This is a genomic window from Agrobacterium albertimagni AOL15, assembly GCF_000300855.1.
GTDB lineage: Bacteria > Pseudomonadota > Alphaproteobacteria > Rhizobiales > Rhizobiaceae > Allorhizobium > Allorhizobium albertimagni.
The window spans coordinates 238,303-252,403 of record NZ_ALJF01000004.1; the positions used below are offsets into that span (position 1 = coordinate 238,303).

General features: G+C 61.0%; 15 protein-coding genes. 7 read left to right on the forward strand and 8 right to left on the reverse strand.

Going from position 1 to position 14,101, the window contains the following annotated elements; translation table 11 throughout:
• The first annotated feature begins 21 nt into the window (after positions 1 to 21).
• The 7 genes from cpaB to QWE_RS06015 are packed head-to-tail and all read left to right on the forward strand — an operon-like array spanning position 22 to position 7,996.
• Positions 22 to 834: a Flp pilus assembly protein CpaB gene (gene cpaB, locus QWE_RS05985; RefSeq protein WP_006725197.1), complete on the forward strand. Its 813-nt coding sequence runs from the start codon at positions 22 to 24 to the stop codon at positions 832 to 834.
• 13 nt (positions 835 to 847) lie between these two features.
• Positions 848 to 2,404, forward strand: coding sequence for a type II and III secretion system protein family protein (locus QWE_RS05990; RefSeq protein WP_006725198.1), 1,557 nt, complete (start codon positions 848 to 850; stop codon positions 2,402 to 2,404).
• Between the two features lie 59 nt (positions 2,405 to 2,463).
• Entirely contained in the window at positions 2,464 to 3,141 is a 678-nt protein-coding gene (locus QWE_RS05995) for a CpaD family pilus assembly protein (RefSeq protein ID WP_006725199.1), read from the forward strand.
• Positions 3,142 to 3,174: 33 nt separating this feature from the next.
• A complete protein-coding gene (locus tag QWE_RS06000) occupies positions 3,175 to 4,464 on the forward strand; it encodes a CpaE/TadZ family protein (RefSeq protein WP_006725200.1) in 1,290 nt (429 codons plus the stop codon).
• A 26-nt stretch (positions 4,465 to 4,490) separates the two neighbouring features.
• Entirely contained in the window at positions 4,491 to 5,975 is a 1,485-nt protein-coding gene (locus QWE_RS06005; protein WP_006725201.1) for a TadA family conjugal transfer-associated ATPase, read from the forward strand.
• Between the two features lie 5 nt (positions 5,976 to 5,980).
• Positions 5,981 to 6,997, forward strand: coding sequence for a type II secretion system F family protein (locus QWE_RS06010; RefSeq protein WP_006725202.1), 1,017 nt, complete (start codon positions 5,981 to 5,983; stop codon positions 6,995 to 6,997).
• A 12-nt stretch (positions 6,998 to 7,009) separates the two neighbouring features.
• Positions 7,010 to 7,996 (forward strand): type II secretion system F family protein, encoded by a 987-nt coding sequence (locus QWE_RS06015; RefSeq protein WP_006725203.1) that lies wholly within the window; start codon positions 7,010 to 7,012, stop codon positions 7,994 to 7,996.
• Positions 7,997 to 8,014: 18 nt separating this feature from the next.
• On the opposite strand, the gene QWE_RS25460 is transcribed toward QWE_RS06015, so the two are convergent.
• The 8 genes from QWE_RS25460 to QWE_RS06050 all read right to left on the reverse strand — a co-directional run bounded on the left by QWE_RS25460 (position 8,015) and on the right by QWE_RS06050 (position 14,038).
• A complete protein-coding gene (locus QWE_RS25460) occupies positions 8,015 to 8,170 on the reverse strand; it encodes a hypothetical protein (protein ID WP_167539685.1) in 156 nt (51 codons plus the stop codon).
• A 92-nt stretch (positions 8,171 to 8,262) separates the two neighbouring features.
• Positions 8,263 to 8,724, reverse strand: coding sequence for an SRPBCC family protein (locus QWE_RS06020; protein WP_006725205.1), 462 nt, complete (start codon positions 8,722 to 8,724; stop codon positions 8,263 to 8,265).
• Positions 8,725 to 8,828: 104 nt separating this feature from the next.
• Entirely contained in the window at positions 8,829 to 10,133 is a 1,305-nt protein-coding gene (gene pncB / locus QWE_RS06025; RefSeq protein ID WP_006725206.1) for a nicotinate phosphoribosyltransferase, read from the reverse strand.
• Between the two features lie 139 nt (positions 10,134 to 10,272).
• Positions 10,273 to 10,560, reverse strand: coding sequence for a hypothetical protein (locus tag QWE_RS06030; protein WP_006725207.1), 288 nt, complete (start codon positions 10,558 to 10,560; stop codon positions 10,273 to 10,275).
• Positions 10,561 to 10,653: 93 nt separating this feature from the next.
• Entirely contained in the window at positions 10,654 to 11,616 is a 963-nt protein-coding gene (locus QWE_RS06035; RefSeq protein WP_006725208.1) for a 2-hydroxyacid dehydrogenase, read from the reverse strand.
• Between the two features lie 12 nt (positions 11,617 to 11,628).
• Entirely contained in the window at positions 11,629 to 13,257 is a 1,629-nt protein-coding gene (locus QWE_RS06040; protein ID WP_006725209.1) for an ABC transporter ATP-binding protein, read from the reverse strand.
• Positions 13,254 to 13,751, reverse strand: a complete 498-nt coding sequence (locus tag QWE_RS06045; protein ID WP_006725210.1) for a type II toxin-antitoxin system VapC family toxin — start codon at positions 13,749 to 13,751, stop codon at positions 13,254 to 13,256. Before QWE_RS06045 ends, QWE_RS06040 begins: the two co-directional genes overlap by 4 nt.
• Positions 13,748 to 14,038, reverse strand: a complete 291-nt coding sequence (locus QWE_RS06050) for a hypothetical protein (protein WP_006725211.1) — start codon at positions 14,036 to 14,038, stop codon at positions 13,748 to 13,750. Before QWE_RS06050 ends, QWE_RS06045 begins: the two co-directional genes overlap by 4 nt.
• Positions 14,039 to 14,101 lie beyond the last annotated feature (63 nt).

A 14,101-nucleotide genomic window follows, 5' to 3' on the forward strand; every position in this document is an offset into this window, starting at 1 on the left:
TGCGTCGCCCGAGGATCGATCATGAAACCCGCTCGTCTCATCATACTCGCTGTCGCCGTCGTGGCTGCCGGTATGGCCGGTGTCCTTGCCATGCGGCTAAGCGGCAACCAGACCGTGATCGTGCAGGACGCCGTCGTCGAGAAAGAGCCGACCGTCGACGTGCTCGTCTCGGCGGCCAATCTCCCGGTTGGCGCACGCCTCGATGAAAATTCCATGCGCTGGATGGCCTGGCCGGAAGGCAGTGTGGTGGATGGCTTCATCACATCATCGACGCGACCGGATGCCATCGCCGAGCTTGCCGGCGTCGTGGTTCGCCTGCCCGTCTTCGAAGGCGAGCCGCTGCGGCGTGAAAAGATTGCCGATTCTTCTTCCCGTATCCTCTCGTCGCTCCTGCCATCCGGCAAGCGGGCCGTCTCGACCGAAATCTCGGTGGCGACCGGCGCCGGCGGTTTCATCCTGCCGAACGACCGGGTCGACGTGATCATGGTCCGCAAGGGGGACGAGGACAATTTCCTGACGGAGACCGTACTCTCCAATGTTCGCGTGCTGGCCATCGACCAGCAGATCGCGGAAGCGCCTGATGGCTCCAAATCCGTCATCGGCACGACGGCAACCCTCGAACTGACGCCGGACCAGACCAAGGTCATCGCAGTGGCCCAGCAAATGGCGGATCGTCTGTCGCTCGCCCTGCGTTCGGTCGCCGACGCGCAGGAAGAAGATACGTCAGCTGCCGACCATCTGCTCAGTGGCGGAGACGGTCAGCCGATCATCCAGGTCATCAAGTCTGGCGAGGTGGTCAAGTCGACCTCATCGACCGCCAATTCCATGCAATGAGTGGAGACCCATCGTGGCCAGCCTGACACACAAACTCAAGGTATCGCTGACCGCCAGCATCGCCTTTGCCATGGCGATCACCGGCGCTCCGAGCTCCTTTCTTGACCATGGAACCATGGTGCCTGCAGCAGAGGCTGCGCAGCAGACGGTCTTGCGCATTACCAATTCCGGTCCAGGCGCTCGCCGCGCGGTGAAGCTCGGCCTCAACAAGGCGCTGGTTGTGGACCTGCCTGCGGACGCACATGATATTCTGGTGGCGGATCCGGTCATGGCCGATGCCGTGACGCGCTCGTCGCGACGCATCTATCTGTTCGGCAAGATGGTCGGTCAGACCAATATCTTCATTTTCGGTGCAAATGGCGAAGAGATCGTCAGCCTGGACATCCAGATCGAGCGCGACATTACCGGCCTTGAAGCCAATCTGCGCCGCTTCATTCCAGAATCCGACATCAAGGTCGAGATCGTCTCCGACAACATCGTTCTGACCGGCTCTGTACGCACCCCGCAGGACGCCGCGCGGGCCGCTAGCCTTGCAGAAGCCTTCCTCAAGGGCGGTGAAGCGACCACCCGCAACACGACCGCGACCAGCGAGAGCAGCGGCGACGGCGCCGTGGCCATCTATGCCGAGCAGCGGCAAGTTTCGCAGATCGTCAACCTCCTGACGATTGAGGGCGAGGACCAGGTAACGCTGAAAGTCACCGTCGCCGAAGTCAGCCGGCAGGTGCTGAAGCAGCTCGGTTTCTCGGGCAGCATCTCCGACGGTTCGACCGGCATCAGCTATGCCAATCCGTCCAACCTCGGCAATGCCATCGATCCGACGGGCACGGCGACGATCTCGGCCGGCATCGGCGGCCTCGGGCTCAACACCTATATCAACGCCATGGAACAGGCCGGCGTCATGCGCACGCTGGCCGAACCGAGCCTCACCGCAATTTCGGGCGAGCCGGCGAAGTTCTACGTCGGTGGCGAATTCCGGCTTGCCGGACCGCAGGAAGTGTCGAGCGATGAAGAAGGCACTTCCATCCAGCGCACGACGCAAAGCATCGACTACGGTATCGAGCTGAATTTCCGACCGGTCGTTCTGGCACCTGGCCGTATCAGCCTGCAGATCGAGACCAATGTTTCCGAGCCGACCTGGGAGTCCTCACAGGTCACCGGTAACGTTCTCAATCAGGTACCGGGCTCGACCTTCCTGTCGATCCGCAAGCGTGAAGCCTCGACCACCGTCGAACTGCCTTCCGGTGGCTCGATCGTGATTGCCGGTCTCGTTCAGGACAATATTCGCCAGGCGATGTCCGGACTGCCTGGGCTCTCCAAGGTGCCGGTTCTCGGCACGCTGTTCCGCAGCAAGGACTTCCAGCGCAACGAGACCGAACTCGTGATCATCGCGACGCCCTATCTCGTGCGGCCCGTTGCACGCGGCGCCCTGTCGCGGCCGGATGACAACTTCAACCCCGAAAACGACGGCGCGACCTTCTTCCTGAACAAGGTGAACAAGGTCTATGGCCGCCGCGAGAACAACCAACCGACCGGCCAATATCATGGCGCTGTCGGCTTCATCTACAAGTGAACGGCGTGAGGATCGTGATGAAACATTCGGCGCGTCAAGTCAGGGAAAGTCGGCCAGTCATGGCATCAGTGGGTCATTCATTCCAGCACATCCTCCTCGCCGGCCTCGTTCTGGGGACAGCGGTCGCGCTTTCCGGTTGCGGCAGCACGAAGGACCGGATGACGACGTCCGCCGTCCCCGACGACTACCGTACGCGACATCCGATCATGCTGAGCGAAGTGGAACACACGCTCGACGTTCCGATCGCCTCGGGCGACCGGTCGCTGACGGTCGGCGTGCAGGATTCGATCGCCGGATTTGCCGCCGACTATCTGTCGGCATCGACGGGCACGATCCAGATCATGGTGCCGCACGGCTCACCGAATTCCGGCGCAGCGTCGACCATGCGCAAGCAGATCCGCCATGTTCTGATCACGCGGGGCGTTGCGGCCAACAGGATCATCGAAACGTCTTACCAGGCAGAAGCCAACAGCAATGCGGCTCCGGTGCGCCTCAGCTATGTGGCGATTACCGCAATGACCAATCCCTGCGGCGAATGGCCAGAAGACCTGCAGAGCAATACCTTCAGCAACAAGAATTACCACAATTTCGGCTGCGCGACGCAGAGCAACCTCGCCGCACAGATCGCCAATCCGATGGATCTCGTCACCCCCCGCGACATGGCTCCGATCGACGCCACCAGGCGCTCGACCGTCATCGGCCTTTATCGCCGGGGCGCCGACACCTCAACGAATTGATGCGACTGCGGTCCAAGAGGACAGGATGAGAGCATGAACGCGATCGACTATGACATCGGCGAATCCAATGAGGGATATCGGAGCGCTTCCGAGAGCGTGATCGCAGGCGACGTCGAAAGCCTGCGCCCGCTGCCGCGCATCTCGATTCATGCCTTCTGCATCAGCGAAGGCGTGCATCGGACGATGGAGCAATGCGCCGGCGACCGACGCATGGCCCGCGTCAGCATGCGCATCACGCATGGCAATATCGCCGCTGCGGCGAACATGTTCTCCTCGACGCCCACGCCGAACCTCATCATTCTGGAAACCGACGCCGGGCCACGCGACCTGATGACGGAGCTTGCACCGCTGGCCGAAGTCTGCGATCCGAGCTCGCGGGTGATCCTCGTCGGCCGGCACAACGATATCGCGCTCTACCGCGAACTGATCCGCAACGGCATTTCCGAATACATCGTGGCGCCCTTCACCATGGCCGACATGATGAGCTCCATCGCCTCCATCTTCGTTGATCCAGAGGCAGAACCGCTCGGCCGCAGCATCGCCTTCATCGGCGCCAAGGGCGGCGTGGGTTCCTCGACCATCGCGCACAACTGCGCTTTCGGCATTTCCTCGCTGTTTTCGACCGAAACGGTGCTTGCCGACCTCGATCTGCCGTTCGGTACTGCGAATATCGACTTCGACCAGGATCCGGCCCAGGGCATGGCAGAAGCCGTATTCTCGCCAGAGCGTCTCGACGAGGTCTTTCTCGACCGCCTGCTGACGAAATGCGGGCAGAACCTCTCGCTGCTCGCAGCGCCCTCAATGCTCGACCGCGGTTATGACTACGAGCGTGGTGCCTTCCAGCCGATCCTCGACGTTTTGCAGCGGAGTGCTCCGGTGACGGTGCTCGACCTGCCGCATACCTGGGCCGACTGGACCCGCGCGGTGCTCTCCGACGTCGACGAGATCGTCATCACCTGCGCGCCTGATCTCGCCAATCTGCGCAACATGAAGAACATGCTCGACGCGTTGAAGAAGCTGAGACCGCAGGACAAGCCGCCACATCTCATCCTCAACCAGGTAGGCATGCCGAAGCGGCCGGAGATCGCGCCGGCAGACTTTTTCGAACCCCTCGAGCTCGATCCGGTCGCGATCATTCCGTTCGACGCCCAGCTTTTCGGCACCGCTGCCAATAGCGGCCGGATGATCAGCGAGATGGATGGCAAATCGCCGACGGCGGAGACGTTCTCACAGCTCGCGCATCTCGTCACGGGCCGTGCCACTATCAAGAAACCTAAGAAGGCGGGTCTCGGCTCGTTCATCGAAAAGCTGCGCAAGAAGTAGACCGCTAACAGGAACAGGTAGAGCTCATGTTTGGCAAACGCGGAAACGACGGTTTCGGCAAGGGCGGGGCGGGCGTCGGCACGATCCCGACACAGCCGGCTGCTGCTGCGCCCGCGGCACGCTCCAGCACGCTCATCGAGCCCGGCAGCCCGGAAGTCAGCACGCGTCAGCAGGTGACACCGCCTTCGATGCAGACACCCGGCCGCAAGAAGCCGCCGCGGACCGAAGACTATTACGACACCAAGAGCCAGGTGTTCTCCGCGCTCATCGACACGATCGACCTGTCGCAGCTCGCCAAGCTCGATGGCGAAAGCGCGCGTGAAGAAATCCGCGACATCGTCAACGACATCATCACGATCAAGAATTTCGCAATGTCGATCTCCGAGCAGGAAGAACTGCTCGAGGATATCTGCAACGACGTTCTGGGTTATGGCCCGCTTGAACCGCTGCTCGCCCGAGACGACATCGCCGACATCATGGTCAACGGTGCTGGGCAGACCTTCATCGAAGTCGGCGGCAAGACGATCGAATCGGAAATCCGCTTCCGCGACAATTCGCAGCTCCTGTCGATCTGCCAGCGCATCGTCAGCCAGGTCGGTCGCCGTGTCGACGAATCGAGCCCGATCTGCGACGCGCGTCTGCCTGACGGTTCGCGTGTCAACGTCATCGCACCGCCATTGGCGATCGACGGTCCGGCGCTCACCATTCGTAAGTTCAAGAAGGACAAGCTGAACCTCGCCCAGCTGGTCAAGTTCGGCGCGATCACGCCCGAAGGCGCGGAAGTCCTACAGATCATCGGACGCGTTCGCTGCAACGTCGTCATCTCAGGCGGTACCGGCTCGGGTAAGACGACGCTTCTCAACTGCCTCACCGGCTTCATCGACCAGGACGAGCGCATCATCACCTGCGAAGACACGGCCGAACTGCAGCTGCAGCAGCCACATGTGGTACGTCTGGAAACACGCCCGCCGAACATCGAAGGCGAAGGCGAGATCACCATGCGTGACCTCGTCAAGAACTGCCTGCGTATGCGTCCCGAGCGGATCATCGTCGGTGAAGTGCGCGGACCCGAAGTCTTCGACCTCTTGCAGGCGATGAACACGGGTCACGACGGCTCGATGGGCACGATACACGCCAACACGCCGCGCGAATGCCTGAGCCGTATGGAATCGATGATCGCGATGGGCGGCTTCTCGCTGCCGGCAAAAACCGTGCGTGAAATCATCTCCGGCTCGATCGACGTCATCATCCAGGCAGCGCGCCTGCGCGATGGTTCGCGTCGCATCACCCACATCACCGAGGTGATCGGGATGGAAGGCGATGTGATCATCACCCAGGACCTGATGCGCTACGAAATCGACGGCGAAGACGCCAATGGCAAGATCATCGGTCGGCACATGTCGACGGGTATCGGTAAGCCGCATTTCTGGGATCGCGCCCGCTACTACAACGAAGATCGTCGCCTGGCGGCTGCACTCGACGCCATGGAACAGAAGTCCAAGGGGATCTGATCACCATGTTCGGCATCGATCCCACCATTCTCGCCATCGTCCTCCTCGCTGCCGTCTCGACAGGCGCGATCGCCTATGGCGTGCTCTATTCCCGGATCGAAACCGACAAGAAAACCGCGAACCGCATCAACAGGGTGCGATCGGCGGAGACGGACACGGCGCAGATGAAGGCGGCACGCGATCGCGTGCAGGAGATCTCGAAGCGCCGCAAATCGGTTCAGGATTCGCTCAAGGAACTCGAAAAGAAACAGCAACAGGAAAAGACCAAGAAGGCCAATGCCGCAAGCATCAAGGCCAAGCTGGTGCAATCCGGCCTTTCGGTTTCACTCTCCCAATTCTATGTGCTGAGCGGCATTCTGGGCATCGTTGTTCTCGCGATGACTTTTCTCGCGGGGATGCCGACCCTGGTGATCGTCGGCGCCGCCTTCGTTGCCGGTCTCGGTCTGCCGCGCTGGATCGTCGGCTTCCTCGTCAGCCGCCGCCAGAAGAAGTTTCTGGAAGAATTCCCAAACTCCCTCGATGTCATGGTCCGCTCGATCCGGTCGGGTCTGCCGCTGAACGACGCGATCCGCATGATCGCAGCCGATGGCCAGGAACCGGTCAAGACCGAGTTCCGCCGCATCGTCGAATCGCAGCAACTGGGCTTAAGCGTCGCCGATTCGGTCGCCCGTATGCATCAGACCATGCCGCTGTCGGAAGTGAGCTTCTTTGCAATCGTCATCGCGATCCAGGGCCAGGCCGGCGGCAACCTCTCCGAAGCGCTCGCCAACCTTTCGCGCGTGCTGCGCGACCGCAAGAAGATGAAAGCCAAGGTCAACGCGCTTTCGATGGAGGCGAAGGCCTCGGCCGCGATCATCGGCGCCCTGCCCTTCATCGTGGCGTTTCTCGTCTACATCACGTCCCCCGGCTACATCATGATCCTGTTCACCGATTCGCGCGGACACTTGATCCTTGGGATTTCTGCGGTCTGGATGAGCATCGGTCTGCTGGTCATGCGCAACATGATCAACTTCGAGATCTGAGGGGCTGGTAGGATGACCGAAGACTGGGCTGCACAGGTGACCGATCCGGCACTGATCATCGCCGTCCTCGTGGCGCTTGCGGTGTTCGGGACGTTCTACACCATCGCGATGCCGTACATGGAGCGCGGCGATCTCAACAAACGCATGCGCGCCGTGTCGACCGAACGTGACCTCATCCGGGCGCGTGAACGCGCCAAGCTGAATGCCGACGCCGCCCAGGGACGGGCATCGCTGCGCACGACCAACAACAAGTCCGTTCGCAACATCGTCGAACGCTTCAACCTGCGCAAGGCGCTGGTGGACGACACTACGGTGGACAAACTGAAGGCGGCGGGACTTCGGTCGCAAAACGCGCTGAACATGTTCCTTCTGGCGCGCTTCCTGTTGCCGTTCGCAACACTGGCTCTCACGGCCTTCTGGATCTTCGTGCTCGGCAATCTCGCCGAAAAGGCACTGCCGATCCGGCTCTTCGTCACCATTCTCGGCGGTTATCTCGGCTTCTACCTGCCGAACATCTACGTGTCGAACCGCATCACGAAACGCCAGAAATCGATCAAGCGCGCCTGGCCGGATGCGCTGGACCTGATGCTGATCTGCGTGGAATCAGGCATCTCGCTGGAGGCTGCGATGCGGCGCGTCTCGGACGAGATCGGCGAGCAGTCGCCCGAACTCGCCGAGGAAATGGTGCTGACCACGGCGGAACTTTCATTTCTTCCCGACCGCCGCCAGGCGCTCGAAAATCTTGGCACGCGCACGCAACTCGACGGCGTCAAGAACGTCGTTCAGGCCCTCATCCAGGCAGACCGATACGGCACGCCCGTCGCGCAAGCTCTGCGCGTGCTTGCACAAGAGGGCCGCGACGAACGCATGAACGAGGCGGAGAAGAAGGCAGCAGCCCTTCCGCCGAAGCTCACCGTTCCGATGATCCTGTTCTTTCTGCCGGTGCTGATCGCCGTCATTCTGGGGCCCGCAGGGATCCAGGTCTCCGACAGGTTCTGACCGACCTGCTGGTCGCCGTCAGTGGACAGTCGCGAGCTCTTCTTCGAGGAGCTTCAGCGCATCCTGCAGCGCTTCAACCAGGATGTCCGTCAGTTCGTCGGATTTGTTCTCGAGAAGCATCAGCTTGATCGCCATGTCCTGCTGCTCGAAATACTGATCAGGTCCTTCGTTCATCATCATGTCCCCTTAAGGCCGAATCATCTCGGCTGGTTCCACGATGCCGCCGCTTCCTTGTGCCGGGCTTTCACCCGATCCTGCGTCATCCGTCAAGCGTCAGTCTCGACCCCACCGGTCACTGCGGCATTGAAGTTCGAGAAGAACTCGCCTGCAAGCTTCTTGGAGGTCGATTCGATCAAGCGGCTGCCAAGCTGGGCGATCTTGCCGCCGACCTCGGCCTTTACCGTGTAGCTGAGCAGGGTCGCTCCGCCCTCTTCCTCGGTCAGGGTCACGTCTGCACCACCCTTGGCAAAACCGGCAAGGCCACCTTTGCCTTCGCCTGATATCGTATAGGAATGCGGCGGATTGAGATTGTGCAGCTCGACGGCCCCTTCGAACTTTGCCTTGATCGGCCCGATCTTCAGAACGACCTTGGCGGCCATCTGGTTGTCAGAGGTCTTCTCCAGGCTTTCGCACCCTGGAATGGCTTGCTTGAGGATTTCGGGATTATTCAGCGCACGCCAAACGGTTTCCACCGGCGCTTCGATGCGCTCGCTGCCTTGCATGTCCATCCGGTCTTCCTCCCTTGCAGATTGCGGGCTCCCTCCCGCAGCCCTCAGACTGCATGGCGAAGGTAACGGATGCAAGTCTCGTCACGCATCAGCAGGCCCGGCCCTCAGACGAGAACGGCCTGTTCGACGCGGTCCTGAGAGCCGAAGAAGCGGAGGTACCGCTCGACCTCCTCCGGATCACCGGTCGCCTTGCGCGGGTTGTCGGAAAGCTTGACGGCGGGACGGCCGTTGGCTTGCGAGACCTTGCAGACGATGGAAATCGGCTTCAGGCCAGCGATCTCCACGGGCGCGCAGCCAGCGAAATCATTGGTGAGATTGGTACCCCAACCGAAGGACATGCGAACGCGACCGGCAAAGTGGCGGTAAGTATCGATGATCGCATCGACGTCCAAACCGTCCGAGAAGATCAGGAGCTTCTTGCGCGGATCGCGGCCCATTTTCTTCCACCACTCGATGATCTTCTCGCCGCCTTCGATCGGCGGCGCACTGTCCGGTCGGAAACCGGTCCAGTCGGCGACCCATTCCGGTGCATGCTGGAGAAAGGACGTGGTGCCGTAAGCATCCGGTAGGACGATCAGCAGATTACCGCCATAGAGGCGATTCCAGTCTTTCAGAACCTGATAGGGGGCTGCAGCCAGCTGCTCGTCGGTTTCTGCCAAGGCTGCAACGACCATTGGCAATTCATGGGCATTTGTGCCGACGGCCTCGAGATCGGAATCCATGGCAAGCAGCACATTGCTCGTGCCAGTGAAGGCTGGGCCGATACCTTCCTTCAAGGCTTCCACGCACCAGCGCTGCCAGAGGAAGCTGTGACGGCGGCGGGTGCCGAAGTCGGAAATGCGCAGACCCGGCAATTCGCGGAGGCGCTCGACCTTCGACCACATCTTGGCCTTGGCCCGCGCATAGAGCACGTCGAGGGTGAAATAGCCAAGCGAGCGCATGGCGGCGCGCGAGCGCAGCTCATTGATGATGGCGAGTGCCGGGATCTCCCACAGGGTCGTCTCCATCCAGGAGCCGTGGAAGGTCAATTCGTATTGGCCGTCACGCTTGGAAAGTTCGTATTCGGGGAGCTGGAGATTGCCGAGCCAGGCGAGAAATTCAGGCTCGAAGATCTGGGCGCGACCGTAAAACGTGTTACCGGCAAGCCAGATCATTTCCTTCTTGGTCAGTCGCAGCGAGCGAACATGATCGAGCTGGTCACGCAGTTCCTGTTCGTCGATCTCGTCGGCAAGCCTGACCGAAGTCGTGCGATTGATGAGCGTGAAAGTGGCGTTCACCTGCGGATAGAGCTTCCAGATCATCTGGAGCATCAGCAGTTTGTAGAAGTCCGTGTCGATCAGGCTGCGGATGATGGGATCGAGCTTCCAGGCGTGGTTGTAAACCCTGGTTGCGATATCTGTCTTGGTCATGATCGACTGCCTTGCCATCCGCAGGGGGACTACGGGGGACGGCCGAAATGCTTCGGCCGTTTCCGGTGCAGTTATCGGCAATCACCGGGGGAATGTCCAGAGAGCGGCGTTGCGCCGCTCTCTGCTAGGTCTGACCGCGTTACTGGCTGGGTGTCGGGCTGGATTCTGGCACGACCTGATTGTTGTCGCTCGGCGACGGGGCCGTCTGCTCGACAGGCTGGTTGGCCGGCTCGCTCGGTGCAATGGAATTGCCCCACCATTCCGCCGGGATCCAGACGAGCATGGCGAGGATCAGTCCGCCCAGCAGCACGATGAGGACCGGTTTGCCTTTAAAACCCTGACGCGCCTCGGTCGGCGTCATGGGTTCCGGCTGAAGGCCGCGCATGCGACGGTCGGTCGTGTCTGGAAGATCGGTTCGGCTGCTCATGTGGTTGCTCCCTTGTGTCCTGAGGCGCGCAAGGCGCGAATTCTCAAGGGAAACGGGAGCTCAGCGGGGTTTGTTCCCGCAATTCTCGGGCGGCTAATAGCCAGCGGTACGATCGACAACGAATTCAAGCGGCTTGCCAGCCTCGAGCCGAGCGATCTGCGCCTCGACGTGACGGAACAGCGCACGAACATCGGAGGCGGCCGCAGCGTGAGGCGTGACGATCACGTTCGGCATCGACCAGAGGGGACTGTCAGGATCGAGCGGTTCCTTTTCGAAGACATCGACCGAGGCCGATTTCAGCGTGCCGTCCTTGAGGCACTCGATCAATTCGGCTTCCTTCTGGCTGCCGCCACGACCGGCATTGAGAAAGATCGAACCGCCCAAGGGTCCGGCACGGCGGAGCCTCGAAAACAAGGCGCGGTCGTAGATGCCGCGCGTGTCGTCTGTTAGCGGCAGAAGGCCGACCAGGATATCGGTGCGACCGAGGAAGGTGTCGAGCCCCTTTGCGTCGAAGGTTACGACGCCGTCGATCGCCTTTGCGCGACGGGACCAGCCTATGACGTCGAAGCCCATGACCTTGAGCTTGTGAACGGCATCTGCGCCCAAGACCCCAAGGCCCATGACGCCGACCGTGACCTCCCGGGCCTCCGGCTGATCGGCGATCTCGTGCCAGACGCGAGCCTGCTGCTGGCCGGCATAGGCAATACCGTTGCGCAGATGATGGAGGCATTGCCAGACGACCCATTCACTCATGCGGTCCGTCAGGCTTCGATCGACAAAACGGATGATCGGGAGATCCGGCAATTCGTATGCCGAGAGGATGTGATCCACACCGGCACCGCCGGAGAAGATGGCTTTGAGCCCGGTTGCACGACGAAAGAGGGCCGGATCCGGTTTCCAGACCACGGCGAATTCGGCATCCGAGAGATCGCGGTCGGCATTCGCCGGATCACCCATGTCGACAACTGGACGATCGGGGAAGGCCGAGCGAAGCGCGTTGACGACGCTTTCGCGGGCAAAGCGGAGATCGACGACGACGGGGCGTTTTTCGGACATTGCAGACTCACATTATTGGCGGATGCCGCCGGCCTCGACGGCTTCGAGATTGAAGGCGGCGGCCATCAGGGCACGGGTGTAATCGGCCTTAGGCGCGGCGAAGACCTCTGCGGCCGGACCTTTCTCGACGACCTTGCCGCCGCGCATGACGATCAACTCGTTCGCGAGCGCCTTCACCACCTTGAGATCGTGACTGATGAAGAGATAGGCGAGGTCGTGTTTGGCCTGCAGATCGCGCAGGAGATCGACGACCTGCGCCTGGACGGTCATGTCGAGGGCGGAGGTGGGCTCATCAAGCATGACGAAGCGGGGTTTCAGCACCATGGCGCGGGCAATGGCGATACGCTGCCGCTGGCCGCCAGAGAATTCATGCGGATAACGCCAGCGGGTGGCGGGGTCGAGGCCCACTTCTTCGAGCGCCCAGGCAACGCGGCTGTCGCGCTCTTCTGCCGTCAGCTGCCGTTCGTGGACCTTCAGGCCTTCCGCGATGATCTCGCCGACGGACATCCGCGGGCTAAGCGAACCGAAGGGGTCCTGAAAGACGATCTGCAGGCGATCGCGCAGCGGCCGCATCTCGCTGTAGGAGAAGGCATCGATGTCCTTGCCGATGAAGCTGATGCGCCCCTTCGAGGAGATGAGGCGCGAAAGGGCAAGACCGAGCGTCGTCTTGCCGGAACCGGATTCGCCGACGACGCCGAGCGTCTGGCCGGCGCGGAGCGTGAGGTCAACGCCGTCGACCGCCTTCACATGATCGACGGTGCGGCGGAGGAAGCCGGCCTTGATCGGGAACCAGACGCGGATGTCTTCGCCCTGCATGACAATTGGCTTTGTCTCGTCCAGCAACGGTGGTTCGCCGCGCGGCTCCGAGGCGAGCAGTTTCTTCGTATAGGCATGCTGGGGTCGCTCGAAGATATCCTCGACGGGACCTGCCTCGACGATCTTGCCCTTGGTCATGACGCAGACGCGATCGGCAAACTTGCGGACGATGCCGAGGTCATGGGTGATGAAGAGCATGGACATACCGTGCTCTGTCTTGAGGCGACCCAAGAGTTCGAGGATCTGGGCCTGGACTGTGACATCGAGGGCTGTGGTCGGCTCATCGGCGATCAAGAGCTTCGGCCTGTTGGCAAGCGCCATGGCAATCATCACGCGCTGGCGCTGGCCGCCCGAGAGTTCATGCGGGAAGGCGGTCAGTCGCTTTTCCGGCTCTCGAATGCCGACCTGGTGCAGAAGTTCGAGCACGCGGGCGCGAGCGGATGCGCCTTGAAGTCCCTGGTGAAGCGCGAGGATTTCGCTGATCTGCCGCTCGATCGAGTGAAGCGGATTGAGCGAGGTCATCGGCTCCTGAAAGATCATGGTGATGTCGTTGCCGCGTACGGAACGGAGCTCTGGCTCGCTTGCGGTCATCAGGTCGCGGCCGTCGAAGAGGATCTGGCCGGATGGGTGGCTCGCTGCCGGATAGGGGAGAAGTTTCAGAATGGATGCAGCAGAGACCGACTTGCCGGAACCGGATTCGCCGACCAATGCGACGATCTCGCCGCGCTGGATGTCGAAAGAAACTCTGTCGACCGCCAGGCTCTCGCGGCCACCCTGGTGGAAGGCGACGGACAGATCGCGCACGGAGAGAAGGGGTTCGGTCATGCGGTAAGGCTTTCGATCAGGGAGGTGAGTGTGGGCGCATCGGGGCGGAGAACCTTCAAGGGCGTCATCGGAAGTTTGCCGCGAACTGGATGAATGATTTCATCAATGTCGGTCAAACCAGTATCGGCGGAAAGAAAGACTGAGCATCCCGCGAAAATTGCACTCGCAAGGTGGATGGCGTCGGGCAACTTGATTTTGCTTGATTGCGCTCTGATGAGTGACGCGGTCAACAAGACTGCGGTCGATGGCGGAACCGTCTTCAGCCAAAAATCGCCTCCCAACCAGCTTTCATAGGCTTCGATGAGTTCGCGATTGCCGTCCGCAAGAGGCTTCACCAGCAGTTCGCTATAGGTGAGCAAGCTCGTGAAAGGTATCTTCCCAGATATGCGACACGCCGCCAGCAAGGCTGCCAGATGTTCCTGTTCCGGGATCTGGACTTCTTTGAACAGGATCAGGACATTCGTATCGAGATAAATGGAAACAGGCAGCGTCATTCATCATCCCACTCGTCACGCAGTTCGCGGATCCGCTGAACCGCCTCGGCCATGGAACCAGCATGGCTGTAGCGCTCCGGGAAGTCCTGACGATGCCTCAATAGTTTCGTGAGGTTTTCACCCACATCCGTGTCCGTTCCCTCAAGACCGAAGAAGGACGTCAGCGGACTGTCGTCCTCTGGGGTGATTTCAACGGTAACACGCGCCAAACCCGTCTCGGGCAATCCCTCTCGCATATCTTTCGGCAGTTTAGAAACCGGGTAGTGTTCGAGCACGACCTTATTCATCCCAACGCCCTCCGGCAAAGGTGGAACTTTAGCCAGTATAGCGGCGCGGCAGGGATAGCGCGA